24 protein-coding genes and 1 pseudogene are annotated in these 26,924 nt (G+C 71.9%); 4 read left to right on the forward strand and 21 right to left on the reverse strand.

Features of this window, described 5'->3' with window-relative positions:
- Positions 1-16: 16 nt before the first annotated feature.
- The 14 genes and pseudogenes from ACZ56V_RS34835 to ACZ56V_RS34900 all read right to left on the reverse strand — a co-directional run bounded on the left by ACZ56V_RS34835 (position 17) and on the right by ACZ56V_RS34900 (position 10,137).
- Positions 17-1,645, reverse strand: a complete 1,629-nt coding sequence (locus ACZ56V_RS34835; RefSeq protein ID WP_468947582.1) for a YifB family Mg chelatase-like AAA ATPase — start codon at positions 1,643-1,645, stop codon at positions 17-19.
- Positions 1,645-2,007, reverse strand: a complete 363-nt coding sequence (locus tag ACZ56V_RS34840; RefSeq protein ID WP_198601462.1) for a YraN family protein — start codon at positions 2,005-2,007, stop codon at positions 1,645-1,647. The genes ACZ56V_RS34835 and ACZ56V_RS34840 overlap by 1 nt, the downstream gene beginning before the upstream one ends.
- An 88-nt stretch (positions 2,008-2,095) precedes the next feature.
- Positions 2,096-2,404: a DUF2469 domain-containing protein gene (locus ACZ56V_RS34845; protein WP_003965949.1), complete on the reverse strand. Its 309-nt coding sequence runs from the start codon at positions 2,402-2,404 to the stop codon at positions 2,096-2,098.
- A 56-nt stretch (positions 2,405-2,460) separates the two neighbouring features.
- Positions 2,461-2,985: an NUDIX hydrolase gene (locus ACZ56V_RS34850; RefSeq protein ID WP_468947585.1), complete on the reverse strand. Its 525-nt coding sequence runs from the start codon at positions 2,983-2,985 to the stop codon at positions 2,461-2,463.
- Complete coding sequence (lepB, locus tag ACZ56V_RS34855) at positions 2,975-3,751, reverse strand: signal peptidase I (RefSeq protein WP_398914821.1); 777 nt, start codon at positions 3,749-3,751, stop codon at positions 2,975-2,977. Before lepB (ACZ56V_RS34855) ends, ACZ56V_RS34850 begins: the two co-directional genes overlap by 11 nt.
- Positions 3,752-3,844: 93 nt before the next feature.
- A complete protein-coding gene (lepB, locus tag ACZ56V_RS34860) occupies positions 3,845-4,855 on the reverse strand; it encodes a signal peptidase I (protein WP_398914819.1) in 1,011 nt (336 codons plus the stop codon).
- Positions 4,746-5,828, reverse strand: a pseudogene (gene lepB, locus ACZ56V_RS34865) (signal peptidase I); the annotation flags it as partial. The pseudogene lepB (ACZ56V_RS34865) and the gene lepB (ACZ56V_RS34860), both read right to left, overlap by 110 nt.
- On the reverse strand, positions 5,821-6,564 hold the full coding sequence (gene lepB, locus ACZ56V_RS34870) for a signal peptidase I (RefSeq protein ID WP_398914817.1): 744 nt from the start codon (positions 6,562-6,564) through the stop codon (positions 5,821-5,823). The pseudogene lepB (ACZ56V_RS34865) and the gene lepB (ACZ56V_RS34870), both read right to left, overlap by 8 nt.
- Before the next feature lie 45 nt (positions 6,565-6,609).
- Entirely contained in the window at positions 6,610-6,960 is a 351-nt protein-coding gene (rplS, locus tag ACZ56V_RS34875; RefSeq protein ID WP_016432403.1) for a 50S ribosomal protein L19, read from the reverse strand.
- A gap of 136 nt (positions 6,961-7,096) precedes the next feature.
- Complete coding sequence (gene trmD / locus ACZ56V_RS34880) at positions 7,097-7,930, reverse strand: tRNA (guanosine(37)-N1)-methyltransferase TrmD (protein ID WP_356365684.1); 834 nt, start codon at positions 7,928-7,930, stop codon at positions 7,097-7,099.
- Positions 7,930-8,517, reverse strand: a complete 588-nt coding sequence (gene rimM, locus ACZ56V_RS34885) for a ribosome maturation factor RimM (RefSeq protein WP_468947588.1) — start codon at positions 8,515-8,517, stop codon at positions 7,930-7,932. The genes trmD and rimM overlap by 1 nt, the downstream gene beginning before the upstream one ends.
- A 109-nt stretch (positions 8,518-8,626) precedes the next feature.
- Complete coding sequence (locus tag ACZ56V_RS34890; protein ID WP_003973401.1) at positions 8,627-8,866, reverse strand: RNA-binding protein; 240 nt, start codon at positions 8,864-8,866, stop codon at positions 8,627-8,629.
- 2 nt (positions 8,867-8,868) lie between these two features.
- Positions 8,869-9,288, reverse strand: coding sequence for a 30S ribosomal protein S16 (rpsP, locus tag ACZ56V_RS34895; protein ID WP_007444852.1), 420 nt, complete (start codon positions 9,286-9,288; stop codon positions 8,869-8,871).
- 252 nt (positions 9,289-9,540) lie between these two features.
- Complete coding sequence (locus tag ACZ56V_RS34900; protein WP_052838381.1) at positions 9,541-10,137, reverse strand: hypothetical protein; 597 nt, start codon at positions 10,135-10,137, stop codon at positions 9,541-9,543.
- A 670-nt stretch (positions 10,138-10,807) separates the two neighbouring features.
- Here ACZ56V_RS34900 and ACZ56V_RS34905 point away from each other — a divergent pair.
- Positions 10,808-11,713, forward strand: a complete 906-nt coding sequence (locus tag ACZ56V_RS34905; protein ID WP_468947591.1) for an SAM-dependent methyltransferase — start codon at positions 10,808-10,810, stop codon at positions 11,711-11,713.
- Between the two features lie 181 nt (positions 11,714-11,894).
- On the forward strand, positions 11,895-12,506 hold the full coding sequence (locus ACZ56V_RS34910) for a hypothetical protein (RefSeq protein WP_468947593.1): 612 nt from the start codon (positions 11,895-11,897) through the stop codon (positions 12,504-12,506).
- A 24-nt stretch (positions 12,507-12,530) separates the two neighbouring features.
- Here the strand turns inward: ACZ56V_RS34910 and ftsH are convergent, their stop codons facing one another.
- The 6 genes from ftsH to nsdA all read right to left on the reverse strand — a co-directional run bounded on the left by ftsH (position 12,531) and on the right by nsdA (position 22,429).
- A complete protein-coding gene (ftsH, locus tag ACZ56V_RS34915; RefSeq protein ID WP_468947594.1) occupies positions 12,531-14,477 on the reverse strand; it encodes an ATP-dependent zinc metalloprotease FtsH in 1,947 nt (648 codons plus the stop codon).
- 112 nt (positions 14,478-14,589) lie between these two features.
- Positions 14,590-16,140, reverse strand: coding sequence for a signal recognition particle protein (ffh, locus tag ACZ56V_RS34920; protein ID WP_398914804.1), 1,551 nt, complete (start codon positions 16,138-16,140; stop codon positions 14,590-14,592).
- Positions 16,141-16,361: 221 nt separating this feature from the next.
- Positions 16,362-18,827: a [protein-PII] uridylyltransferase gene (locus tag ACZ56V_RS34925; RefSeq protein ID WP_468947595.1), complete on the reverse strand. Its 2,466-nt coding sequence runs from the start codon at positions 18,825-18,827 to the stop codon at positions 16,362-16,364.
- Positions 18,828-18,853: 26 nt separating this feature from the next.
- Positions 18,854-19,192, reverse strand: a complete 339-nt coding sequence (locus ACZ56V_RS34930) for a P-II family nitrogen regulator (RefSeq protein ID WP_003973409.1) — start codon at positions 19,190-19,192, stop codon at positions 18,854-18,856.
- Positions 19,189-20,535, reverse strand: a complete 1,347-nt coding sequence (locus ACZ56V_RS34935; protein ID WP_398914800.1) for an ammonium transporter — start codon at positions 20,533-20,535, stop codon at positions 19,189-19,191. The genes ACZ56V_RS34930 and ACZ56V_RS34935 overlap by 4 nt, the downstream gene beginning before the upstream one ends.
- Before the next feature lie 391 nt (positions 20,536-20,926).
- Positions 20,927-22,429 carry a transcriptional repressor NsdA gene (gene nsdA / locus ACZ56V_RS34940; protein WP_398914799.1) on the reverse strand — a complete coding sequence of 501 codons (1,503 nt, stop codon included), beginning with the start codon at positions 22,427-22,429 and terminating at the stop codon, positions 20,927-20,929.
- Between the two features lie 445 nt (positions 22,430-22,874).
- On the opposite strand from nsdA, the gene ACZ56V_RS34945 reads away from it, so the two are divergent.
- Positions 22,875-23,546 (forward strand): bifunctional DNA primase/polymerase, encoded by a 672-nt coding sequence (locus tag ACZ56V_RS34945; RefSeq protein ID WP_467383612.1) that lies wholly within the window; start codon positions 22,875-22,877, stop codon positions 23,544-23,546.
- Positions 23,547-23,843: 297 nt separating this feature from the next.
- Here ACZ56V_RS34945 and ftsY read toward each other — a convergent pair whose 3' ends face one another.
- On the reverse strand, positions 23,844-25,052 hold the full coding sequence (ftsY, locus tag ACZ56V_RS34950) for a signal recognition particle-docking protein FtsY (RefSeq protein WP_104632554.1): 1,209 nt from the start codon (positions 25,050-25,052) through the stop codon (positions 23,844-23,846).
- A gap of 184 nt (positions 25,053-25,236) precedes the next feature.
- On the opposite strand from ftsY, the gene ACZ56V_RS34955 reads away from it, so the two are divergent.
- Positions 25,237-26,688, forward strand: coding sequence for a cytosine permease (locus ACZ56V_RS34955; RefSeq protein ID WP_468947598.1), 1,452 nt, complete (start codon positions 25,237-25,239; stop codon positions 26,686-26,688).
- Positions 26,689-26,924: the final 236 nt, after the last annotated feature.

The following is a 26,924-nucleotide window of genomic DNA, read 5'->3' on the forward strand; positions in this document are numbered from 1 at the left end:
GGCACGGTCTCCCCGTTCACGTCAGCGCTCCCAAGGCCATCGGCACGCCCCGCGGGACTCCCGTGCGCAGTTGCAGTGCCAGGGCGACGTCCCGTGCGTCGGGGCGGTCGTGGCCGACGAGGTCCGCGACGGTCCAGGCGACGCGCAGGACCCGGTCGAGTCCGCGGGCGGTGAGCACGCCGCGCTCCAGGCTGCGCTCCGCCTCGTCCAGGGCACCGGGCGCGGCGCGCCAGCGGCTGCGCAGCTCTCGGCCGGGCACCTCGCTGTTCGACCGCCACGGGCTGCCCGCGAGGCGCGTGGCAGCCCGCTCCCGAGCCGCGCGCACCCGGTCGGCGACGGTCGCGGTGGCGTCGCCCCGGGGACCGTCCCCTGCCAGCTGGCTGCGCGTGACCCGGTCCACCTCGACCCGCAGGTCGACCCGGTCGAGCAGCGGCCCGGACAGTCTGGCCTGGTAGCGGCGGATCGCCGAGGGCGGGCACTCGCACAGCTCGTCGGTCCGGGAGAACCGCCCGCAGGGGCAGGGGTTTGCGGCCAGCACCATCAGGAACCGCGCCGGGAAGCGCACCACACCCGCGCTGCGCGCGATGACGACGTGCCCGGCCTCCAGCGGCTGGCGCAGGGCGTCCAGCGCGTGGCTGCTGAACTCGGGTGTCTCGTCCAGGAACAGGACGCCTCGGTGCGCCAGCGACACCGCTCCCGGCCGGGCGATGCCGGGGCCGCCCCCGACGAGGGCCTGCATCGTGGCGGAGTGGTGCGGGGCGCAGTAGGGAGCCACGTCGATCAGGGGCTTGCCCGGCGGCAGCAGGCCCGCCACCGAGTGCACGGCGGTGACCTCGAGGGACTCCGCCCGGCAGAGCCGGGGCAGGATGGCGGGCAGCCGTTCGGCGAGCATGGTCTTGCCCGCGCCGGGCGGTCCCTCCAGGAACAGGTGGTGGCGGCCGGCCGCGGCGACCTCCACGGCCGTGCGTGCCGACTCCTGGCCGACGACGTCGGCGAGGTCGTGGCCGTGGTCGTGCTGGGCCGCTCCCACACTGTGCATTCCGGTGGCCGCGCCCGTGCCGGGCATGCGCAGACCGGCCAGGAGCGGGTCGGGACGGCCCTGCTGGTCCTGCTGCTCCTCCTCCGGCACGGGTTCGTCGGCGAGGACGGCGATCAGCTGGCGCAGGCTGCGCACGCCGAGCACCGACACGCCCGGCACCAGCGACGCCTCGGCGGCGGCACACTCCGGCACGACCACCTGTTCGTACCCGGCGTCGGCCGCGGCCAGTACCGCGGGCAGGATGCCGCGCACCGGCCGCACCCGGCCGTCCAGGCCCAGCTCGCCGATCATCACGATGTCGGCGAGCACCCGTGGGTCGATCCGCTCCGCCGCGCCCAGCACGGCCGCGGCGACCGCCAGGTCGAAGCCACTGCCGCTCTTGGGCACCGAGGCCGGACTGAGGCCCACCGTCAGCTTCTTCTGCGGCCACTCGGCGCCCGAGTTCACCACCGCGGCCCGCACCCGGTCCCGGCTCTCGATGAGGCTCTTGTCCGGCAGTCCCACCAGCGTGAAGGCCGCCACGCCCGGTTCCAGATCGGCCTGGACCTCGACCACCACGCCCTCGACGCCGACGAGCGCCACCGAGCACGTACGCGCGAACCCCATCACGCCACCCCCCGGGCATGCTCGACCACGGGGGCGCCGCGCTGCGGGAGGAGCACGCCGACCAGGTCGATGCGGACGCCGCCGGGTGGGGCTCCTCCGTGGGTCTGGATCCAGCGCTCCGCGAGCCGCCGCAGCCGCTCGGCCTTGTCCGGGGTCACGGCGGCCATGGGGTGCTGGAAGGAGCCGCCCCGGCGCGTCTTGACCTCGCAGACGACCAGGACGTCCCCGTCCCTGGCCACGATGTCGATCTCGCCGGTCCTGCCACAGCGCCAGTTGCGCTCCAGGACGGTCAGCCCGGCCCCGGTCAGCCGGCGGACGGCGAGTGTCTCGCCGTACTTGCCCATCGCACCTCGTGCGTTCATGTCGGCACCACCTCCGGCGCCAACGATCACGCAGACGGGCTGATCCCGTCACTCACGGTGAACTACTCACCGGTTGTGGAAAACTCCGTCACCCGCCGGGCAACTCCAGGTCGCTCTTGTTCAGCTCCTCGATGTTCACGTCCTTGAACGTGAGTACCCTCACCTGCTTGACGAACCGGGCCGGCCTGTACATGTCCCACACCCAGGCATCGGCCATGGAGACCTCGAAGAACACCTCGCCCTGTACCGAGTGCACCTGCATCTCGTAGTCGTTGGTGAGGTAGAAACGCCGCTCGGTCTCGATCACGTATTTGAACAGACCGACGACATCGCGGTACTCCCGGTAGAGCTTGAGCTCCATCTCGGTCTCGTACTTCTCGAGGTCCTCGGCGCTCATGGCATGTTCCCCTTCAGCCGTGCGGTCCCCCCATTGTGCGCCAGTACCGTGCGCCCCTAGACGATTTCGGTGTCCAGGGTCACCGGACCGGCCGGGGGACCTTCGTCGAGCAGCGTGCGCAGCAGCCCGGCGAGTCTGGTCGGATACACCGTCTCACGTGCCCGGGTCAGTTCCTCACACGTCCACCAGCGCGCTCCGGCGACGCTGCGCCGCTCCAGTTCGGTGAGGCCGACAGCCTCGGTGGCGGTCTGGGCGGTGCGGGCCAGGTAGTACCACTCGTCCTGGTCCCAGCGGCGGCCCGCGAAGGGGAAGGAGCACCTGCGCCGCCACAGCACCGGGCCGAGTTCGACGTCGGTGATGCCGGTCTCCTCCAGCAGCTCGCGCCGGGCGGCCTGGGCACGGGTCTCGTCGCCCTCCACGCCGCCGCCGGGGGTGAACCACCAGTCGTCGGCCGGGTCGTCCGGTTCGTGGCCGTGCAGCAGCAGGATGCGGTCCTCGGGGTCGAGCAGCACGACCCGGGCGACCCGGCGCAGTCCGCCCTCGTAGGTGTCCTGTCCCGCCGGGGTCGCCTCAGCGGCCACCGGTCGGCTCCGCTCCCTTTCGGGCCCGGGACGCCCCGGCCCGCTTGGCGAGGGGACCGTAGGCCGCGCCGCCCAGGATCAGCACGGCTCCGGCGATCACCACCGCGACGACGGTCCGCAGCGGACCCGGCGAGGAGAGGTCGCCCAGCGCCTCGAAGCCGGTGGGCCGCTCCAGCATGCCGTTCATCGGCCAGGCCACGGCGTCCACGCGGGCGTTCACGGCGCCGCGCGACACCGTGCCGCCGGCCGTGTCGGTGAGGTGGGCGGTGGAGTCCACGGAGTTGTCGCGCTCGTCGCCCAGCAGGAACAGGCGGCCCTCCGGGACGTTGACCGTCTGGAAGTCGCTGATCTCGGCCGGGGTGCCGGCGGGCAGGTACGGCTCGTCGATCACCTTGCCGTTGACCGTCAGCTTGCCCTTCTGGCAGCAGGAGACGGTGTCCCCGCCGACGGCGACGACCCGTTTGACCATCGGGGCGTTGGCCCAGGTCGCGTCCTTGAACACGACGACGTCGCCCCGGCGGACGTCGGCGCCGTCGATGCGCTGCGCCAGGACCCGGTCACCGGCGTCGATCGTCGGCGTCATCGAACTGGTCGGCACGGTGTAGGGCCGGTAGACCACCGCTCCCCAGCCGAATCCGCCGAGGAACAGCACCAGGCCCAGCGCCACCGCGATGCCGGACAGCCGCTGTCCGGTCCGGCTGCCCACCGGACTCCTGTTCGCTCCGCCGCCGCGCGGGACCGTACGTGTCGTGCTCTCGCCACCCATGGAGCGGCACCTTACCCGGCGGTACGCCAACGGGGCAGCCCCCTCCCGGGGGCCGGAAGGGGGCTCTTCGAACGTCGGCGCGATCCGGCGGGCTCAGCGGGTCTCGGCCGGAGCGGTGCGGCGACGACGCCACCAGACGACCGGGACCACACCGGCGACGGCCAGGCCCTGCGGGGCGACCGACAGCGCGGCGGCGGCCGAGGGCTGGTCCTGGAGCCCGTCCTGGCCGAAGGTGTCGGGGACCGGCAGGGTGCTCCAGCGGTTCATCGGCCAGGCGACCACGATGGCGCGGCCGACGACCTCGTCCACCGGGACCATGCCGCCGTTCTTGTCCGACTGGTTGTAGCGGGAGTCCCGGGAGTTCTGCCGGTGGTCGCCCATGACCCAGATCTTGCCCTCGGGGACCGTGACCTTGAACCGCCCGCCCTGGTCGTCGTCCGAGCACGGCGTGTTGCCTGGGTAGACGTACGGCTCGTTCAGCGCCTTGCCGTTGACCTTGAGCGGGCCCGTCTTGTTGCACTCGACCGTGTCACCGGCGACGCCGATGACCCGCTTGATCAGGTCCTTCTCGTCGGCGGACGGCATCAGGCCGATCCAGCTGAGGACCGTCTGCAACGCGTTCGGGTCGGGCGTCGGCTCGCCCGCCAGCCAGTCGTCCGGGTCGTGGAAGACGACGACCTCGCCGCGCTCGGGCTCCGAGCCGAACCAGGGGGTCAGCTTGTCGACCAGGACCCGGTCACCGATCTGAAGGGTGTTCTCCATCGAGGACGAGGGGATGGAGAACGCCTGCACCAGGAACGTCTTGATCAGCAGGGCGAGCACCAGCGCGATGCCGATCAGGATCGGCAGTTCCTTCCAGAAGGAGCGCTGCTTCTTGGCCGCGGGAGGGGTCGCGGGCGGCATCCCGCCGACTCCCTCGTCCTCCGTCCCGCCGTTGTGTCCGCCCTGGCCGTGCTGTCCGTTCGTCACCCTGCCGTCCTCGGTCCCGGAGCCGTACCCGGAGTCCGGGGCGCCGACCGCGGTCGGACCGGAGCTCTCCTCGGGGCGTCCGCGGTTCTCCTCGCCGTCGTGACCGGACCGTGCGCCAACCGCCACATCCCCCACGCCAACTCCTTACTCTCTGCCGCCGCCTGCCCCGGAAACGGCGCAGGCCCACCACTCCCATAACGAGCGGGAGTTCCGCAGGGGTCGGGAGTTCAATCATCGCGTTCGGATCGTAGGGGGCAACCCTATGCGACAGCTCGGGAGCGGCGGTCGAACCGGAGGCCGCGTCGGACACGGAGGCGTACGTCTCCGGTTCGTCCAGGGTGGTCCAGTGACCGAACGGCCACGCGATCACCATGGCCCGTCCCACCACCTCGTCCTGGGACACCGTCCCGAAGTCGGTCTCCTGGTGGAAGCGGGAGTCGGCGGAGTTGGACCGGTGGTCGCCCATCACCCACAGCCGCCCCTCGGGGACGGTGACGTCGAACGGCGTGCGGGACGGGCTGTCCCCGGGGTACAGGTAGTCCTCGTTCAGGGGAACGCCGTTGACGGTGACGCGTCCTTGTTTGTCGCAGCACTTGACGTGGTCCCCGCCCACCGCGACGACCCGCTTGATGAGGTCCTTCTCGTCGTCGGACGGCAGCAGTCCGATGAAGGCGAGGCCCTCCTTGACCTGTTTGACGACGACGGGGTCGTCCTTCTTGGTGGTCTGCTCGCCCTGGAGCCAGCCGCCCGGGTCCCGGAAGACGACGACGTCCCCGCGCTGCGGCTCGGACCCGAACCAGGGGGTGAGCTTGTCCACCAGGACCCGGTCGCCGATCCGGATGGTCTGCTCCATGGAGCCCGAGGGGATCACGAAGGCCTGCACGAGGAAGGTCTTGAGCACCAGCGCGATGAGGACCGCGACGCCGATGAGGAGCGGGATCTCCTTGACGGCGCCGCGTCTGCGCCGCCGTTTGACCTTGCGCTGGAGCTTGCGGCGTTCGGCGCGGGAGCGGCCGCCGGACGGTGCGGCGGTGCGCCGCGACCCGGTGGGCAGCAGATTCTCCGTGGGGCTGCTGGGCGCTCCTCGCGGCTTGCCCCGGCTACCCATCGGCGTCCTCGCCGCGCGAGGCCCCGGCGCCCGCCTCCGCGTCCGGCACGCGCGCGTAGCCGTCGGGGCGGTCGAGCCGGGTGGCGTGGCCGAAGGGCCAGACAATCCAGTCGGCGCGGCCGATCACGTCGTCCAGCGGGACCATCCCGCCTCCCGGGGAGCCCAGGTGGTCGCGGGAGTCGCTGGAGTCGGCGCGGTGGTCGCCGAGGACGAAGAGGGTGCCGTCGGGGACGACGACGTCGAAGGGGACTGTGGACGGGCGGTCGCCGGGGTACAGGAAAGCCGACTCGTCGACCGACTGGCCGTTCACCCGGACCCTCCCCTCCTCGTCGCAGCACACCACGTGGTCCCCGCCCACACCGACAACGCGTTTGATGTAGTCGCCGTGCCCGAAGCTCCCGGTGCCGTCGAAGACGACGATGTCTCCCCGCTGCGGCCGGCCATCGAAACGGTACGCCAACTTGTTTACGAGAACGCGGTCGCCGATCCTCAATCCCCGCTCCATCGATCCGCTGGGGATCTGGAACGGCTGCAGCACGAAGGTGCTGACCAGCAGCAGGAGCAGCAGGAGGGCCAGCAGGACCACGGTGATCCGGCCGCCCGGCACCCAGTCCGTGATCCGCCCCGCCAACGCGGAACGCGACCGTCCCTCCGGGCCCTCCGGGTCCGAGGGCTGCTCGGAGTCGGAAGGGCGGGAGGAGCGGTCGCGCTCCGTGTGCTGTGTTTCGATGTCCATCGGGGCCAGATGCTATCCGGCCCCGGCGCGGACCTCGGAGGGCGCTCAGCTCTCGCGCTTCTCCTTGATCTTCGCGGCCTTGCCGCGCAGCTCGCGCAGGTAGTACAGCTTGGCGCGGCGGACGTCACCGCGGGTGACGAGCTCGATCTTCTCCACGATCGGGGTGTGCACCGGGAAGGTGCGCTCGACGCCGACGGAGAAGGAGACCTTGCGGACCGTGAAGGTCTCGCGCACGCCGGCGCCCTGGCGGCGGATGACCACGCCCTTGAACTGCTGCACACGGGAGCGGTTGCCCTCGATGACGCGCACGTGGACGTTGACGGTGTCGCCGGGGCGGAAGGCCGGGACGTCGCTGCGCAGCGACGCGGCGTCGACGGAGTCGAGCAGGTGAGACATTTCGTCTGCTTTCCTCGCTGATGCCACAGGTCATCAACGGAAACTAGGTGTTTCGGAATCAGGGTCGTGCGGGTCGGGACGGGCGTCGTCTCCCCCTGTGGCAGGGGCGCGCTCCGGACGGACGCACAACAGCGGCCTATTCTTCCATGCCCGGGGTCCTGCGCCAAAATCGGCCGTACGGTTCCCCGTCCGGGTCGGGCTGCCAGCCCAGGATGGAGAGCATCTCGCGGTCCTTCTTGTCGAAGGCGGCGGGATCGCACCGTTCGATCAGGTCGGGCCGGTTGGCCGTGGTGCGGCGCAGGGCCTCGTCGCGGCGCCAGCGGGCGATCTTCCCGTGGTGGCCGCTGAGCAGCACGTCCGGGATGCCGCGCCCGCGCCACAGCGGCGGCTTGGTGTGGACGGGGCCTTCCAGCAGGTTGGCCATGGCGCCGGGGGCGAAGGAGTCGTCCCGGTGGGACTCGGCGTTGCCGAGCACGCCGGGCAGCAGCCGGGCCACGGCCTCGGTGACGACGAGTACGGCGGCCTCGCCGCCGGCCAGGACGTAGTCGCCGATGGACACCTCGTACACGGGCATCCGGGTCGCGTACTCGTCGACGACGCGGCGGTCGATGCCCTCGTACCGGGCGGGGGTGAAGATCAGCCAGGGCCGTTCGGAGAGGTGGACGGCGAGTTCCTGGGTGAAGGGCCGACCGCTGGGCGTGGGCACGATCAGGGCGGGCTCGCCGGACCCCGTCTCGTAGCCGTCGGCCAGCACGGAGTCCAGCGCGTCGCCCCACGGCTCGGTCTTCATGACCATGCCGGGGCCGCCGCCGTAGGGGGTGTCGTCGACCGTGTTGTGGCGGTCGTACGTCCACTCGCGGAGGTCGTGCACGTGGACGCCGAGCTGTCCGCGCGCGCGTGCCTTGCCGACGAGGGAGACGTTCAGCGGTTCCAGGTACTCGGGGAAGATCGTGACGACGTCGAGCCGCATCACGCCTCGTCCCCGGCGGTGTCCTCGGCGTCCGCGTCCTCGTCCCCGGCGGCGTCCCGCGCGGACGCGATCTCGGCCCGGTCGTCGATCAGTCCGGGCGGCGGGTCGATGACCGCGCGCTGCCCGTCGAGGTCGATCGCGGTGACGATCTCGGAGACGAACGGCACGTAGACCTCACTGCCGTCGGGGCGCTCCACCACGAAGAGGTCCTGCGTGGGCAGGTGGGAGATCTCGGAGATGCGGCCCACCTCGGTGCCGCCGGCGGTCACCACGTCGAGGTCGATCAGCTGGTGGTCGTAGTACTCGTCCTCGTCCTCGGGCCGCTCGTCGGGGTCCACGTCGGCGATCAGGAGGGTGTTGCGCAGCGCCTCGGCACCGGTGCGGTCGTGGACGCCGACGAAGCGCAGCAGCAGGCGGCCGCTGTGCACCCGGCCGGTCTCGATGGTGAGCGGCCCGGTGGAGGCGGGATCGGTGGCCAGGACGGCTCCGGGCCCGAGCCTCAGCTCCGGCTCGTCCGTGCGGACCTCGACGGTCACCTCGCCCTTGATTCCGTGGGCGCGGCCGATGCGCGCGACTACCAGCTGCACTGTGCTTGATCTCCTGTCGGTACTGCGACGAGCCGGTCGGGCTCATACGACTGCGGGCCGGGGACGGCCCAGTGGCCTTCCCCGGCCCGAGCCGGTGCTGCGATTGGCGTCAGCGGACGTGGTCCACGTCGACGAGGTCGACACGGACACCGCGCCCTCCGATGGCGCCCACGACGGTGCGCAGGGCGCGTGCGGTGCGGCCGTTGCGACCGATCACCTTTCCGAGGTCGTCCGGGTGGACCCGGACCTCGAGCACCCGCCCGCGGCGCAGGTTGCGCGAGGCGACCTGCACATCGTCAGGATTGTCGACGATGCCCTTCACGAGGTGCTCGAGAGCCTCCTCGAGCATGCTCAGGCCTCGGACGCGGAGGACTCGGCAGCGGCCTCGTCCTTCTTGTCGGCCTTCTTCTTCTGGGTGATCGCCTCACCCTTGCCCTCGTCCTCGCCACCGATCGCCTCGAAGGACGGGCGGGCCGCCTTCTCGGCCGGCTGCAGCAGCGGAGCCGGGGCGGGCTCGCCCTTGAACTTCTGCCAGTCGCCGGTCTTCTTCAGGATGGCGAGCACGGGCTCGGTCGGCTGGGCGCCGACACCGAGCCAGTACGCGACACGCTCGGCGTCGACCTCCATCACCGACGGGTTGTACGTCGGGTGGTACTTGCCGATCTCCTCGATGGCCCGGCCGTCACGGCGGGTACGGGAGTCGGCGACGACGATGCGGTAGTGAGGCGAACGGATCTTGCCCAGACGCTTCAGCTTGATCTTGACTGCCACGGGAGTGGGTTCTCCTGGTTTTGACGTGGTTGGGCACGGCGAGAGAGCCGCGTGGGGTTGCGGTACCCGAGTGCCCGATGGACGCGTCAGCCGGAGGAGAGAGGGGTCCTGTGCGACTGTCGAGTACAGCTAGCCATTGTGCCACACGCGGGCAGGCCCGTCGGACCGAGGGCACCGGGCCCGCCCGTGGGCGGACCGCTCGGCTCCCGACGGAACCCGGCCCCGGTCCGGCTGCCACGAGCAGCCGGACCGTCAGCTCACTCCCGCGCCGACCACCTCCGGGATCCGGAACGGCTTGCCGCAGCCGCCGCACATGATCGGGGCCTGGGCCAGCACCGACGGGACGACGCGGACGTTGCGCCCGCAGTCGCAGACCGCCTTCACGCGCACCCCTCCCCCGGAGGAGCCGTGACGGGCGGCCGGACCGCGGAAGCTGCGGGCCGTGTCGGTCGCGGTGGCGACGGTGTGGGCCTTCAGCGCGCGCTGCAGGCGTTCGATCGTCGGGCGGTAGCGGCGCTTCGCCTCGGGGGTGAGCGTGACCAGCGAGAAGCCGCTGCTGGGATGCGGCTCCTCGGGATGGTCCAGGCCCAGCTCCTCGGCGATCGCGAGGAACCGACGGTTGTGATAGCGCCCCGCGCGGGAGGTGTCGCGTACTCCGCGCGCGGCGGCGATGCCGTGGACTGCCTCGTGAAGCAGTCGCTCGAAGGAGAGTTCGTGGCCGCAGGCGGACGACGACTCTCCGATCAGGGACTCGGGCGCGGCAAGATCGGGCAGCTCGGTGTGGTGCCGCTGAATGTCGGCCCACGCCTGCGCCAGCTCTGCGGCGAGAACAGGTGGTGTCGTGCTCACGTAATGACAACGAGCCGGGGTGCCGCTGTGTTCCTATTCCGGGGCATCCCAAATAATTTGCACGTACCAGTCAGTTGCCGCTGATGCGTCCCGACGAGGGCGGGTGCGCTGATCTGCGGAGAAGCCTCACAGCTCGTACCAAGCTGGTGCGTAGTCCGACGTACGCGCCGGCGCGTAGCCGCCGTCCACTCGCCGGAGTGCGGGACTCGCGCGGGCGCAAGGGCCGTTTCGGCCGCTGTCGCGCCGGAGGGACGCGGTCCGGGTGGGACGCGTCGACGGACGCGACGTTACCGGGTACGCCGCCGGCGTGCGGCACCGCCCCGTCTCCCGGCCCCTCCGGGCCCCGCGCGGGCGCCGTCGACCTGGCCGACCTTGGCCGGAACCGTGCCGTCCGTGCGGCGGCCACCCACGGTCATCGCCCAGCGACACGATCCGGCCAACCGGTCGAGGGGGCGCGACGGGGTCGCCCCGGGTACCGCGCGGTCAGACCCATGTTGCCGGGAAGTGAAATCTCGCCACGCTGCCGGGGATCGGGCAAACCGGGCCCCGCTACCACTGGACGCCGGGGCGAGCCCGGAGTTACCTGGCATACGGGGGAGTTGCGAGCGCACTGCACGGGGGCCATGGAATCGGGCACGGCGGCAACACTCGGCGATTGGGGCACTTTCCTATGACACCTACGCTCGTGCGGCAGCACCCATCTCACGCGAGGGCGACGCCTCACGTGGACCTGCGGGCACGCGCGCGTGACTGGTCCGAGATACAGGAGCGGATGCTCGTACCGCTCTACGAGGCCGTCTACGAGCGACTGGACGTGGGCGGCGACACCCGGATGCTGGGCCTGGGCTGCGGTTCCGGTCTCGCGCTGCTGATGGCCGCCTCGCGCGGTGCCACGGTGACCGGAGTCGACTCCCGCTCCCCGGACCTCCTGGCCCTGGCCCGTCGGCGCCTGCTGTCCGGGGCGTCCGAGGAGCCCGGAACGACCGCGGGACCCGGGGCGGGCGGCGCAGTCGGCACGCGCGCGCGTGCCGACGCGCCACGGATCGTCGAGGGCTCGCCCGAGGACGCGGCGGACCCCACGGCACCGGCGTTCACCCTGGTGACCGCCTTCGAACCCACCGGATGCCGCGCGGGCGACGCGGAGGAGCTGGGCGAGCTGCTCGCCCGGGCGACGCCGCTCGCCGCACGCGGGGCGGCCGTGGTGCTGGCCGGCTGGGGCCCTCCCGAGCGGTGCGCCACGACCTCGGTGCTGCGGGTGGCCGCCAAGCTCACCGACCCGATGCGCGGCCCGGGCGGCTGGCGCCCCGCCCTGCGCGACGACCTGGAGGAGGTCGCCCAGCGGGCCGGACTCAGGCCGGACGGCTCGGGGCGCGTGGCGTGCCCGTTCGGTTACGCCGACCCGGACAGCGCGGTGCGCGGACTGCTGTCCACCGGGCTGTTCGACGCGGCGGTCGCGGCGACCGACCGGGAACAGGTCGACAAGGAGCTGACGGAGGCCCTGCACCCGCACCAGCGGCCGGACGGGACCGTGTGGATGCCGAACGTGTTCCGCTACCTGATCGCACGAGTCCCCTGACGATTGGCTCCGACCGTTTCCGGCCGAGTGCGTGCGGCACCTGACGCGTTTCTTCCGATGCAGGTGTGAAGGGTGTGAAGAAGCCGGTCCGGGGCTCGGGCGGTTCCCCCCGGTGGATCATGGACCTCTACCCTGATCCACCGTTCGGGGGAACAGACACATCTGCATACAGGAGCCCGTAGTGCCGCACCGCAAGACCGCTCTGCGCCTCGCCGCGCCCGTCGCCGTCCTCGCCCTGGCCCTCACCGCGTGCGGGGGCGGGGACGACGACACCGGCACCGGCGCGAAGAGCGGAGCGACCGCCGAGGCGGCCTCGCCGTCGCCCTCCCAACCCGAATCGGGCGGCGACATGGCGCAGGGCGAGAGCGCGACGGGGAAGGTCGCGGAGGACCCCGGCGAGGTCACGTACGACGTCGTGGCCCAGAAGGTCGAGGTGGGCACCGAGGCGGAGGCCGCGAAGGCGGTGGCGGACGCCGCGGACGCCAAGGGCAAGGTGCTGGCCACCGCGCACATCAAGTACACGCACAAGGCCGGGCCCGCCCTGACCGAGGGCTCCGACGTGCACGACGGCACCACCGTCTTCGCGGACGGACAGCGCGGCGGCGTCCTCATCGGCGCCTCCGAGGACGCGCCGGGTTGCGAGGACCCGTACGACGTCGAGAGCTGGAAGCAGGGCGAGAGCCACGTCTTCTGCGAGACCTATGTGATCCCGGCGGGCGCGACCAGCGTCGAGGTCCACTGGTCGGAGGAGGACGGCGAGCCCTACGTCTGGAAGTTCCCGCAGAGGCAGTGACCGCGCACGCACCCGGACGGCCGCTCAGGCCTCCGGGTCGTCCTTCGTCAGCCGGGTGATCCCGGCGATGCGGTACGCCTCCGCCTCGTCCAGCGTCTCGCTCGCCAGCAGCGACTCGGCGAGCGCGTCGAGCTGCCCCCGGTGGTCGCGCAGCTTGCGCACGGCCTCCTCGTAGCAGGAGTCCACGACCCGTCGCATCTCGCCGTCGATCGCGTCGAGCGTCTGCGGCGCGGCGGCGAGACCGTACGCCTGCTGGGCGTCGCCGGGGAGGGCGGAGAGCCGTCCGACCCGCTCGCTCATGCCCCAGCGGGCGACCATGCCGCGGGCGATGTTGGTGACCTGTTCCAGGTCGCTCTCCGAACCCGTCGTGATCATCCCGTACACCACGTGCTCGGCCGCCATGCCGCCGAGCGCGCCGATGATCCGCCCGCGCAGGTACTCCTCCGTGTACGCGTACTTGTCCGCGTCCGGCGTCGACAGCGTCACCCCGAGGGCCCGGCCGCGCGGCACGATGGTGATCTTGCGAACGGGGTCGGCGCCCGGCTGCAACATGCCCAGCAGGGCGTGACCGCTCTCGTGGTACGCGGTGCGCCGGCGTTCCTCCTCGGGCATCACCAGAGGGCGCTCGGCCCCCAGCTGGACCTTCTCCAGCGCCTCGGAGAGGTTCGCCTGCGTCACCCGGTCCTGCTTCCGCTTGACCGCGAGCAGCGCCGCCTCGTTGGCCAGGTTGGCGAGTTCCGCGCCGGTCATGCCCGGTGTCGTACGGGCGACCTGGGCGAGGTCGACGTCCGGGGCGAGCGGGATCTCGCGGGTGTGGATCTCCAGGATCGCCTTCCGGCCACTTCTGTCCGGCGGCGAGACGCTGACCACCCGGTCGAAGCGACCGGGGCGGGTCAGGGCGGCGTCCAGGATGTCGGCACGGTTGGTGGCGGCGATGACGATCACGCCCTCCGAGCCGGAGAAGCCGTCCATCTCGGTCAGGATCTGGTTCAGGGTCTGCTCGCGCTCGTCGTGGCCGCCCATGCCCGACCCGCCGCCGCGGGCACGGCCGATGGTGTCGATCTCGTCGATGAAGATGATCGACGGCGCCACCTTGCGGGCCTCGGCGAACAGCTCCCGCACCCGGGAGGCGCCCACGCCCACGATCATCTCGATGAACTCGGACGCCGACGCGGAGAAGAACGGCACGCCCGCCTCTCCGGCCACCGCGCGCGCGAGGAGCGTCTTCCCGGTGCCGGGCCGGCCGGTCAGCAGGACACCCCGGGGCATCTTGGCGCCCATCCGGCGATAGGCGTCCGGGTTCTTGAGGAAGTCGACGACGTCGCTCAGCTCGCCCTCCACCTCGTCGATCCCGGCGACGTCGGCGAAGGTGGTGCGCGGCTCCCCGGCCTCCAGCTCGACCGGCTTGGGCGGCGCCTTGCGGCCGAGCATGCCGCCCGCCCCGCCGCCCAGGGCACCCCGCATGCGCCGCGCGACGAAGATCCACAACACCACCAGGAGCAGCATCGGGGCCAGCGCGATCAGCAGGTTGACCAGGAAGCTGCGGTGCTGCACGACGGGCTCGGCGGTGACCGTGACCTTGTTCTTCGTCAGGTCGGCCCAGAGCCGGTCGTCCGCGAAGGTCGGCCGCTCGGTCGTGAACTTGGTGTACGTCCCGTCGCCCTCGGGATTGTCCCGGGCCTTCTTCAGCTGGCCCTGGATCGCGTCGCCCTTGGCGTAGATCTTGCTGACGTTGCCCTCGTCGACCTGCTTGCTGAACTCCGTGTAGGAGATGGTCGGCTCGTCGCCCTCGTTGAAGAAGGAGAGCACGAGGTTGGCGATGAGGTAGACGATCAGCGCGGCCAGGACCAGGTTCCACCAGCCGCCGCGCATCCTCCTGCCCCCGGGCGGCGGCTTGGGCGGCTCGTCGGGCGTGCCCTCGGTCCGCCAGGGCGGCTCGGGTGCCTTGCGCGGCGGGGACGGATTGGTCATATCCGGACGCTACGACAGGAAAGCCGCGCGGGCATGTGGGTGTACGGCGCCGGGGCGCCCCTCGGTCTCGTCGAGGGGCGCCCCGGTGCGGTGCCGCGTGCGGAACGGGCGGTCAGCCCATGAACTTCTTGAACTCGTCCGGCAGCTCGAAGTCCTGCCCGCCCTGCTGGGGCAGTCCCAGCGCACCGCCGCTCTGGGCGGCGGCGGCACGACGGGCGGCCTCCTCCTGTTCCTGCTGCTTGCGCTTCATCGGGTTGCCCGAGCGCTGCTTGCCCTTGGCCTTCTTCTGCTGCTTCTTCTGCCGCCCCGGCCCGCCGCCCATGCCGGGCATCCCCGGCATCCCGGGCATGCCGCCGCCCTGGGCCATGCGGGACATCATCTTGCGGGCCTCGAAGAACCGCTCGACCAGGTTCTTCACCGCGCTGACCTCGACGCCGGAACCCTTCGCGATACGGGCGCGGCGGGAGCCGTTGATGATCGTCGGCTCCTGGCGCTCGGCCGGGGTCATCGACTTGATGATGGCGGCCGTGCGGTCGACGTCGCGCTCGTCGAGGTTGTTGATCTGGTCCTTCATCTGGCCCATGCCGGGCAGCATGCCGAGCAGCTTGGAGATGGAGCCCATCTTGCGGACCTGCTCCATCTGGGCCAGGAAGTCGTCCAGGGTGAAGTCCTGGCCCTTCTTGGACGCCAGCTTGGAGGCCATCTTCTCGGCCTCTTCCTGGCTGAACGTCTTCTCCGCCTGCTCGATCAGGGTGAGCAGGTCACCCATGTCGAGGATGCGGGAGGCCATCCGGTCCGGGTGGAAGGCGTCGAAGTCCTCGAGCTTCTCGCCGTTCGAGGCGAACATGATCGGCTTGCCGGTCACCGAGGCGATCGACAGGGCCGCGCCACCGCGGGCGTCGCCGTCGAGCTTGGAGAGCACCACGCCGTCGAAGCCGACGCCGTCGCGGAAGGCCTCGGCGGTGTTGACCGCGTCCTGACCGATCATCGCGTCGACGACGAAGAGGATCTCGTCGGGGCTGACGGCGTCGCGGATGTCCGCGGCCTGCTGCATCAGCTCCTGGTCGATGCCCAGACGGCCGGCGGTGTCGACGATGACCAGGTCGTGGACCTTGGACTTGGCGAACTCGATGGAGTCCTTGGCGACCTTGACCGGGTCGCCCACGCCGTTGCCCGGCTCGGGGGCGTAGACCGCGACACCGGCGCGCTCGGCGACGACGCTCAGCTGGTTGACGGCGTTGGGGCGCTGGAGGTCGCAGGCCACGAGCAGCGGAGAGTGGCCCTGCTCCTTGAGCCAGTGGCCCAGCTTGCCCGCGAGGGTGGTCTTACCGGCACCCTGCAGACCGGCCAGCATGATCACGGTCGGCGGCTGCTTGGCGAAGCGCAGACGGCGGGTCTCGCCGCCGAGGATGCCGACCAGTTCCTCGTTGACGATCTTGAGGACCTGCTGGGCCGGGTTCAGCGCCTTGGAGACCTCGGCGCCGAGGGAGCGCTCCTTGACCTTCTTGATGAAGGCGCGCACGACGGGCAGGGCGACGTCGGCTTCGAGGAGCGCGATGCGGATCTCGCGGGCCGTGGCGTCGATGTCCGCCTCGGTCAGCCGTCCTTTGCCCCGGAGGGATTTAAAGGTGGCTGACAGGCGGTCGGAGAGAGTATCGAACACGGCGGCGTAGGTCCTCGCGTCGGCGTTGGTGTGGGTCGCCCTCCAGGGTATCCGGCCCGGCAAGCAATTCGTCCCTGCCCGCTGCAGAGAGCGGACAGGGACTGGAAGTCCCGCGGGTGCGGGGAGCAGGTTGGCGTCCATGCCGGCCTCTGAAAACCTGCCCGGACCATCCCCGCGTCGGCGGGGAGCACATCCGGTCAACGCATGACACGACCACAAGGTCACGCCCGCAGCGACTCCTCCAGCTCCCGAGCCACCGATGCCGCCTCGTCACCCGGCAACGGCGCGCCCTTGCCGCGCGTGACGTAGAAGGCGTCCACCGCGTTCGCCCCCAGCGTCGACACGTGCGCGCTGCGGACCCGCACGCCCGCCGCCTCCAGCGCCCGCCCGAGCCGGAACAGCAGCCCCGGCGCGTCCTGGGCGCGGACCTCGATCACCGTGGCCAGCCGGGACGCGGCCGGTGCGACGGCGACGCGGGGCGGCGGCGGCTCCACGCCCCGGCGCCTGGGGTGGGCGGCGTCCCGTTCGGCGAGCCGTCCGGCGATGTCCAGGGTGCCGTCCAGGGCCCGGACCAGGTCGGCGCGGAGCCGGGCGGCCTGGGGCAGGGAGCCGTACTGGGCGGCGACCCGCCAGTCGAGGAGCAGGACGGAGCCGTCGACGCCGTGCGGCAGCGGCAGGGACCTCAGCTCGGCGGTACGGACGGTCAGCCGGTGCAGGGCCAGGACCCCGGCCACCGCGGGCAGCACCCCCGCCTGGTCGGGTACAGCGATCAGCAGCTCGACGCCGAGCGGCTCGGGGCCGTCGGCCGTCGCCGCGTCGGGCGTCGCGGAACCGATGGCCGGGGGCTCGGTCTGGGCCCGCAGCGCCAGTACCGGACCACCCGTGCGGAAGGCCTCGACCGCCAGCCGCTCCTGCTCCGCGGTGGGCGCGGCGGCCGCGGGTTCGGCCTGCGGTTCACCGGCCAGCACCCCGGCGACCCGCTTCACCAGGTCGGCGACGAGGGAGCCGCGCCAGGACGACCAGGCGGCGGGCCCGGTGGCCAGCGCGTCCGCCTCGGTCAGGGCGTGCAGCAGTTCCAGCGTGTGCTCCGTGCCGACCGCCTCCGCGACCGCGCGCACGGTGGCCGGGTCGTCGAGGTCGCGCCGGGTGGCCGTCTCCACCAGTAGGAGGTGGTGGCGTACGAGGGTGGCCAGGACCGCCGCGTCCGCGCGGTCGAAGCCGATGCGCGTCGCGACGTCCCGGGCGATGGTCTCGCCGGCCACCGAGTGGTCGCCGGGCCAGCCCTTGCCGATGTCGTGCAGCAGCGCGGCGACCAGCAGCAGGTCGGGGCGGTGCACCCGGCGGGTGAACCCGGCGGCGCGGACGGCGGTCTCGATCAGGTGCCGGTCGACGGTCCACAGGTGCACGGCGTTGCGCTGCGGGCGGCAGCGGACCCGTTCCCAGTCGGGCAGCAGCCGGGTGACCAGGCCCTCGGCCTCCAGCGCCTCCCAGACCTGCACCGTGGGCCGGCCCGAACCGAGCAGGGTCACCAGTTCCTCGCGGGCCTCGGCGGGCCAGGGCGTGGGCAGGGGGCGCGCGGTGGCCGCCAGGCGCCGTACGGCGTGCAGGGAGAGCGGGAGTCCGGCCTGTGCGGCGGCGGCCGCGGCACGCAGCGGGAGCACGGGATCGCGTTCGGGGCGCGCGGTGCGGGCGAGCACCACCTCGCCGTCCTGCTCCACGACGCCCTCGGCGAGCGGGGAGCGCTCGGCGACCGGTTTCCCGCCGTTCATCATGGCGCGCAGCCGCGGCCGCACGGAGCGGGAGCGCAGTACGCGCCCCACTTCGCGCCAGGTGACGTCGCCCGCGTAGGAGATGACGCGGGCCGCCTCGTAGACCTGCCGCAGCAGGGCGTCGGCGTCCAGCAGGCCCAGCTCGGCCGCCACCTGGTCCTGTTCCTGCAGCGCCAGCCGGTCGGTCGCCCGGCCCGTGGCCAGGTGGAGGGCATCGCGTACGTCGAGCAGGCGGCGCCGGGCGTCGGCGAGTCCCTCGCGCGGGGCGTCGGCGAGCCAGGAGGCGGCGACGGCACGCAGGGCGGTGGCGTCGCGCAGGCCGCCCCGGGCCTCCTTGAGGTCGGGTTCGAGCAGGAACTGCAGCTCGCCCTGGCGTTCGGCGCGCTCGGCGCACAGGTCACGGAGTTCGGGGAGGCGTTTGGGGGCCTGGTTGCGCCAGTCGGCGAGGACGGCGGTGCGCAGGGAGGCGGTCAGGCCGGGGTCTCCGGCGAGGTGGCGGGCGTCCAGGAGGCCGAGTTGGACTTTCAGGTCCTCGCCCGCGGTCTTCCGGGCCTGTTGCGGGGTGCGTACGGAGTGGTCGAGGTCGAGGCCGAGGTCCCAGACCGGGTACCAGAGGCGGTCGGCGAGGGCGGCGACGGCCTTGTCATCGCGGCCGTCGTGCAGCAGGAGCAGGTCCAGGTCGCTGCGCGGGGACAGCTCGCCGCGCCCGTAGCCGCCGACCGCGACGAGCGATACTCCCGGCTGTCCCCCGGTGCCCGCGCCGAAGAGGCCCGCCAGCCAGTCGTCGGTCAGTTCGGCGAGCGCCCTGCGGCGCGGCGGCCCGGACCGCGCCCCCTCGGTGAGGAGGCGCAGCCGGGCCGCCGCGTAGCCGCCGGGTCCCGAGTCCTCTGCTTCTGGCGTCACGTCCGTACTCGTCACCCGGCGACTCCTGTTCGTTGGTCGTGTCAGAGCGCGTCGGGTCCGCGCTCGCCGGTCCTGACCCGTACGGCCGTGTCGACCGGGACCGCCCAGACCTTGCCGTCGCCGATCTTGCCGGTGCGGGCCGCCTTGACCACGACGTCGATCAGCTGCTCGGCGTCGTCGTCCTCGACCAGGACCTCGATACGGATCTTGGGCACGAGGTCGACGGTGTACTCGGCACCCCGGTAGACCTCGGTGTGTCCGCGCTGGCGGCCGTAGCCGCTGGCCTCGGTGACGGTCAGGCCGTGGACCCCGAAGGCCTGGAGGGCCTCCTTGATCTCGTCGAGCCGGTGCGGCTTGACGACGGCGGTGATGAGCTTCATGCGTCCACCTTCTTGCTCGGGGCCGACGCCGCCGCGGAGGCGGCCGGCGTGGCGGTCGTCCGGGCGGCACCGCCGCCGGCGCCGCTGAAGTCGTATGCGGTCTCGGCGTGCTCGGCCTGGTCGATGCCGGCCACCTCGACGTCCTCCGATACCCGCATGCCGATCGTCTTGTCCAGCAGGAAGGCGAGGACCGCGGAGACGACCAGGGAGTAGGCGAGGACGCCGAAGACGCCCGCGCACTGCTTCCAGAACTGGTCGAGGCCGCCGCCGTAGAAGAGGCCCTCGACGTCGGACTGGCCCTTGCCGCTGGCGAAGAAGCCGATGAGCAGCGAGCCGAGGATGCCGCCGACGAGGTGGACGCCGACCACGTCGAGGGAGTCGTCGTAGCCGAACCTGTACTTCAGGCCGACGGCCATGGCGCACACCACTCCGGCGATGAGGCCGACGGCGATCGCGCCGAGCGGGGAGACGGCGCCGCCCGCCGGGGTGATGGCGACCAGGCCGGAGACGGCACCGGAGGCCGCGCCCAGGGTGGTGAAGGCGCCGTGCCGGATCTTCTCGTAGGCGAGCCAGCCGAGGACGGCGGCGCCGGTGGCGACCTGGGTGTTGACGAACATCAGCGCGCCGACGCCGTCGTCGTTGCCGAGCCACGAGCCGGCGTTGAAGCCGAACCAGCCGAACCAGAGCAGGCCGGCGCCGAGCATGACCAGGGGCAGGCTGTGCGGGCGCATCGGGTCCTTCTTGAAGCCGACCCGCTTGCCGATGACGAGGATCACGCCGAGCGCCGCGGCACCGGCGTTGATGTGCACGGCCGTGCCTCCGGCGAAGTCGATCACGCCCAGTTCGAAGGCCCAGCCGCCCGCGCCCCAGACCCAGTGGGCGACGGGGAAGTAGACGATCGTCGCCCACAGGGCGATGAACAGCGCCCAGGCCGTGAACTTCACGCGGTCCGCGAGGGCACCGCTGATCAGGGCGGGGGTGATGATGGCGAACATCATCTGGAAGACCAGGAACACGAAGACGGGGATGGTGTAGCCGTCCCACAGCTCGGTCAGGCCGATGTTGCTGAGGCCCACCCAGTCGGAGTTCCAGCCGATGACACTGCCGGAGTCGGTGCCGAACGCCATGGAGAAGCCGTACAGCACCCACAGGACGGTGACGATGCCGAGGCTGATGAAGCTCATCATCAGCATGTTCAGGGTGCTCTTGACCCGGACCATTCCTCCGTAGAAGAAGGCCAGGGCCGGCGTCATGAGCATCACCAGGGCGGAGCAGATGAGCATGAAGCCTGTGTTGGCGGCGGAGAGCTGTGTCTCCGCGGCGAGCGTGATGGCTGGAGCCATCGGCGTCTCCTCGTCGTTGGTACGGCCCCGTGCGGGCGAAGCCTGGGCGGGCGGGTGAGGGGTGGGCCGGTTATGCGCCATGAGATTGGCGCAGCGCGGTTTCGGTGGGTGCCCCTCGTTGTTTCGCCGCCGTGACGAAGGCGCGGTGCGTGTTACGCGTGGGTGAACGGCTGGTTCGCCGGCTGGGTCACCGCTATCGTGACGCGGCCTTACCGACGATCGGCGCAACCATCGATTGAGCCACCCCGACGGCGAGCAACCAGGTCCGCGAGAGCGGCGCGGTTTAGGCGCGAAAAGGGGTGCCGGCCGCGGCGGCCTCCGAATGACCTGGCATGGGGGAGCCGAGTCGGGCAGTTCGGGAGGGCCGGCCGCGGCCGGGGCTGGTGGGGGTTCAGACCGCTTCGGCGGTCTCCGGCAACTCGACGGCGAGCCGTTGGGTGAGGTCGACGACCTCACCGAGGTCGCCGAAATCGCGTACGGCCGTGTCGACGGTCTTGCGGATGCGGGTGTTGACGCGTTCGGAGCGGACCTTCTTGGCGATGCCCATGGCCTCGACGGCCAGGACGGCACTCTCCTCCGGTTCGCGGCGCAGCAGGTGGACGGTGGCCATGCCGATCAGGTTCAGCGCGTAGGAGCGCTGATGTTCCTCGTCCTTGGCGAAGAGCTCCACGGCCCGGCGCATCAGGGGGTCGGCGAGGGAGGCGTAGGCGGGGCTGCGGCCGGCCACGTAGGCGAGGTCGCGGAAGGAGTGGCTGTTCTCCCCGTACAGCTCGGCCTCGGAGAAGAAGCGGATCCAGTCGGGGTCCGGCTCGTCCCACTCGTCGGCCTCGGCGAAGATGTCCTCGGCCATGCGCACCGCGCGCTTGCAGCGGCCGGGCTGCCCCATGTTGGCGTAGGCGCGGGCCTCCATCGCGTACAGCATCGACTGGGTGCGGGGGCTTGCGCAGTCCCGGCTGCCGTACTGCGCGAGGTGGATCAGCTCCAGGGCGTCGTCGGGCCGGCCGAGGTGGATCATCTGGCGGCTCATGCTGGAGAGGATGTAGGAGCCGAGCGGCCGGTCCCCCGCCTCCTTGGCGGCGTGCAGGGCGAGTACGAAATACTTCTGGGCGGTGGGCTGGAGCCCCACGTCGTACGACATCCAGCCGGCCAGCTCGGCCAGCTCGGCGGCGACCTTGAAGAGCTTGGCGCGGGTGGTCTCCGTCTGGGGTTCCTGGAGCAGGTCGGTGACCTCGTGCAGCTGGCCGACCACGGCCTTGCGGCGCAGACCGCCGCCGCACTGGGCGTCCCAGCGGCGGAACATCACGGCGGTGGACTCCAGCAGGTCCAGCTCCGGCCGGGACAGGCGCCCACGCGCGCGGGTGGTGGGCGCCGCGGGCTCGCGTCCGGCCCCCGGCGGGGTGGCGGAGGGCGTGGGGACGAGCCAGCGCTGCATGGGTTCGATGAGGGACGGGCCCGCGGAGAGGGCCAGCGAGCTCCCGAGGAAGCCGCGCCGCGCCAGCATGAGGTCGCTGCGCGAGAACTCGCTGATCAGGGCCACGGTCTGCGGGCCCGTCCAGGGGAGGTCGACGCCGGTCGCGGAGGGCGTGGGGCGGGTGGAACGCAGGCCCAGGTCCTCGACGGAGACGACGACGCCGAAACGCTCGGAGAACAGCTCGGACAGGATCCGCGGGATCGGCTCGCGGGGGTTCTCCCCGTCGAGCCAGCGGCGCACGCGCGAGGTGTCGGTGGAGATGTGGTTGGCGCCCAGCTGGCGGGCCCGGCGGTTGACCTGGCGGGCCAGCTCGCCCTTGGACCAGCCGCTGCGGGCGAACCAGGAGGTGAGCAGCTCGTTCGGGCGCTTGTCAGCGTGCGACGCGCTCGCCGCGCCCGTACCGCTTCCGCCGTTGCCACTCACTGGAACGCCCCCATCCCTGAGACCACCTGTCGCCGAGTGCGCCAAGCCCTATCAGAATGCCGGTGGTTACGGCCCTCCGTCCGGCGGTTGACACCCTTCGAACGGAAAGCCCGGTTGCCCCCGGCATACCCACAAGTGCATGTGCCCCACGGCTCCATGCACACAAAGTAGTCCTGCGATCACTCACCCAGCCATGGCGATTGCGGAATCGCCACCATTCGCCACCCCTTCGAATGAACTCGCGGTGGCCGGGGCGCGATTCACTTGACATAGGCCAACCGGAAGTCGGTGCAACGGTGCACACCGGGGCGTGCGCCGTCGGACGCACCACCCGGAGTGCTTCCGGACGCCGTCTGAACCGCGCCGGACTGGGGAGTTGGAAACAGAGAGTCACGCTTTACGTCCGCTGCGTAACCACTGCTGCGTCGGACCCGTTGGAGGGGGCATGGGCTTCACGATCGGCATCGGCAGCAGTCGGGGCATGCGCGAGATCCGGTCCGGTGCGCGCCGCCGCGGCCGCGCCTCGGAGTGCACCGTCGTGGCCGAGTTCACGGGGCTGTGGGGCTGGGACGTGGTGCCGGGCGCCCGGACCGCCGGTGGCACCTGTTCGTGCGGTCTGCCCGATTGTCCGGCGCCGGGCGCGCACCCCCTGGACTTCGCGCCCCGGGTGCCCGCCGGGGCGACTCTGGACGAGGCGACCGAGGCCTGGGCCGGGTTCCCCGGCGCGGCGGTGATGCTCGCGGTCGGGCGGACCTTCGACGTGATCGAGGTGGCCGAGTCCGCCGGGCTGCGGGCGCTGGCCCGGCTGGAGCGCATGGGCCTCCCGCTCGGTCCGGTCGCGGCCACCCCGCAGGGCCGCGCCCACTTCTTCGTCGCGCCGGGCGCCGCCGCCGAGCTGCCCCGGCTGCTGTACCGCATGGGCTGGGACGATCCGTCGGCGCTCGACCTCAGCGGCCTCGGTCCCGGTACGTACATCACGGCCCCGCCCTCCGACCGCGGTGGCCGGGGCCCGGTGCGCTGGCTGCGGCCCCCCGCCCTCGACTCGGCCACGAAGCCACCGGCGGCACGGCTGCTGCTGGGCACCCTGGCATACGTGGCCCACCGGTCCCGGGCTTAGCACCCGCGCTGCCCCCGTACGTCCGTACGCCGAAGCGCCCCCGACTCCGGCCGGGAGCACCGACCCTGCACTCACTTCGCGCGTCGTCGCGCGTCCTGGCGCCCGCCACTCGGCGGACACGGGCGGCGGCACGATTCGCCGCACCTCCGAGCGCGCCCAAGCCGCCGGCACTCCCCCGCGTGGCCGCCACCCGGCGCCCGCCACCCGCCCGCTCCACACGGCGAAGCGCCCGTCTCCCGGTTCGGGAGGCGGGCGCTTCTCGCGCGGGTGCGGGCGCGGGGGCGCCGGCAGACGGCGTCACTCGCCGATGAGGGCATCCACGAAGGCCGCCGGCTCGAACGGCGCCAGGTCGTCCGCGCCCTCGCCGAGTCCGATCAGCTTGACGGGCACGCCCAGCTCGCGCTGGACGGCGACCACGATGCCGCCCTTGGCCGTGCCGTCCAGCTTGGTGAGCACGATGCCGGTGATGTTCACGACCTCGGCGAAGACCCGGGCCTGGATCAGACCGTTCTGGCCGGTGGTGGCGTCGAGCACGAGGAGCACCTCGTCCAGCGGCGCGTGCTTCTCCACGACGCGCTTGACCTTGCCCAGCTCGTCCATCAGGCCGGTCTTGGTGTGCAGGCGGCCGGCGGTGTCGATGAGCACGACGTCCGAGCCCATCTCCTTGCCCTCCTTGACCGCGTCGAAGGCCACGGAGGCCGGGTCGCCGCCCTCGGGCCCGCGCACGGTGTGGGCCCCGACGCGCTCGCCCCAGGTCTGGAGCTGGTCGGCGGCTGCGGCGCGGAAGGTGTCGGCGGCGCCGAGGACGACGCTGCGGCCGTCGGCCACCAGGACACGGGCGAGCTTGCCGGTGGTGGTGGTCTTGCCGGTGCCGTTCACCCCGACGACCATCACGATGCCGGGCTTGCTCGTGGCGGGCTCGGTCTTGACCTCGCGGTCCATGTCGGGGCCGACGAGGGTGATCAGCTCCTCGCGCAGCAGGGTGCGCAGCTCCTCGGGCGTGCGGGTGCCGAGGACCTTCACCCGCTCACGCAGGCGCTCGACCAGCTCCTGGGTGGGCTGCACGCCGACGTCGGCGGTGAGCAGCGTGTCCTCGATCTCCTCCCAGGTGTCCTCGTCGAGGTGCTCCCGCGACAGCAGGGTCAGCAGGCCCTTGCCGAGGGCGTTCTGCGAGCGGGAGAGGCGGGCACGGAGCCGGACCAGTCGGCCGGCGGTGGGCTCGGGAACCTCGATCTGAGGGATCTCGAGCTCTTCGACGACGGGCGGCTCCTCGACGGTGGCGGTGCCGCCGTCCGGGAGGTCGACCTCCTCTATCGTCCGGCGCGTTTCGTCGCGCGGCGTCTCGGCCTCGTCGCCGACGTGCGGCTCGGCCGGAGGGGCGGTGATGTCGGGCGTGGCGGGGGGCGGCTCGGGCAGCTGCTTCTTGCGGCGGCTGCCGACGACCAGCCCGCCGAGCGCGCCGATCACGACCACGGCGATGACTACAGCAAGGATGACGATTTCCATAACGGGACCAGTATGCGCGACCCGCGTCACGGCTCCCCGCCGACGGCCGCTCGTGGCTTCCGACAAAGGACAAAGGCCCCTGGAGGGCAGGAGTCGGAGCAAAGTACGATGGAGAAGGCCGCATCAACGCGCGTAGAGTCCCGACCGCCCCCTCTTCCCCACGATCGAGGCACGGACCCCCCACATGAGCAAGACCGCCGAGAACGAAGGCGCCCTGGAGACCCGCGGCATCGAGCAGGTGCCCGACCACGAGCGCACCGCCCGGACCCGCGAGCTGTTCCCGACCTGGGTCGGCGCCAACATCAGCGTGCTGCTGCTCACGATGGGCGCGAGCCTCGTCGTGGCGTACCGGCTCAACTTCTGGCAGGCCCTGGTCGTCGCGGCCGCGGCGCCCGTCGTGTCGTACGGCCTGGTCGGTCTGATCGGCATCGCCGGCAAGCGGGGCGGCGCTCCCGGGATGGCGCTGTCCCGTGCGGTGTTCGGGCAGCGGGGCAATCTGCTGCCGGGTTCGCTGATCTGGGTGGCCCGCTGGGGCTGGGAGACGATCAACGCGGTGACCGGTGCCTATGCCGTGCTCACCGTCCTGGACATCGTGTTCGGCATCCGCGCCAACAGCGTGCTGGACCTGGTGACGCTGCTCGCCTTCGTCGTGGCGACGTTCGCGATCTCCGGGCTGGGCATCAACGCCGTGCAGAAGTGCAACAAGTACGCGGCGTACCTCTTCGGCGCCTTCTCGGTGCTGGTGCTGGGCTACCTGGTCGTCGACACCGACTGGTCCGCGGTGTTCGACCGGTCCGCCGGTTCGGTGGCCGCGATGATCACCGGCGTCGGCCTGATCGCGGCCGGCGGCGTCAGCTGGATCCCGTCCGCGCCGGACTTCACGCGGTACCTGCCGCGCACGGCCTCCTCGAAGGGGATCGTCGGGGTCACGGTCGGCGGTGCGGGGATCGTCGTGCTGCCGATGGTGCTGATGGGCGCGGTCATGGCGGTCTCCACGCCGGACCTCGCGTCGGCCGCCGACCCGGTCTCCTTCCTGGGCGAGATCCTGCCGACCTGGATCGCCGTGCCGTACCTGCTGATCGCGCTGATCGGCATGCTGCTGATCAACTCGATGTCGATGTACTCGGCGGGCTTCACCGCGCAGACCCTGGGCTTCAAGGTCCCGCGGCACTGGGCGGTCTCGGTGAACGCCGTGATCTCGCTGGTCTTCGGCGGCGTGCTGATGCTGGTGGCGACCAGTTTCATGGGCTCGTTCATCGCCTTCCTGTCGCTGCTCGCGGTGGCCTTCTCCGCCTGGGTCGGCGTGTTCGGCGCGGACATGCTGCGCCGCCGGGAGTACGACGGCGAGGCCCTGGCCGACACCGGCTGCACCAGCGCCTACTGGTACCGCGGCGGCTTCTCCCCCGCCGCCGTCGCCGCCTGGGCGGTGGGCCTGGTCGCCGGTCTGATGTTCACCACGTCCGACTGGTTCACCGGCCCGCTCGCGGCGAACAACGTGATCGGCGAGTACGGACTCGGCTGGGTGGCCACCGTGGTGATCTCCGGCCTGCTGTACGTCGTCCTGCCGAAGCCCGCGGTGGCCGTCCCGGCGGCGCCGGTGGAGCAGGCGGCGGAGCCCGAGACCGTGCGCGTCTGACAACGAGTTCCGCGGCGGCTCCGGCCGTGCGGACACCCGACGACACCGCCGCCCCGCCCGGAGAGTGACCGGGCGGGGCGGCGGACGGTGCGGGGAGAGGGGCAGCGGGGACTTGGCCCTCCTCCCCGGGTTCGGGGCGGGCGGGTCAGCCCATTTCCTCCAGGGCCTTGCCCTTGGTCTCCTTCACGAACTTGAGCACGAAGGGGATGGAGAGGGCGGCGAAGACCGTGTAGATC

The organism is Streptomyces sp. NPDC034099 (assembly GCF_055575415.1).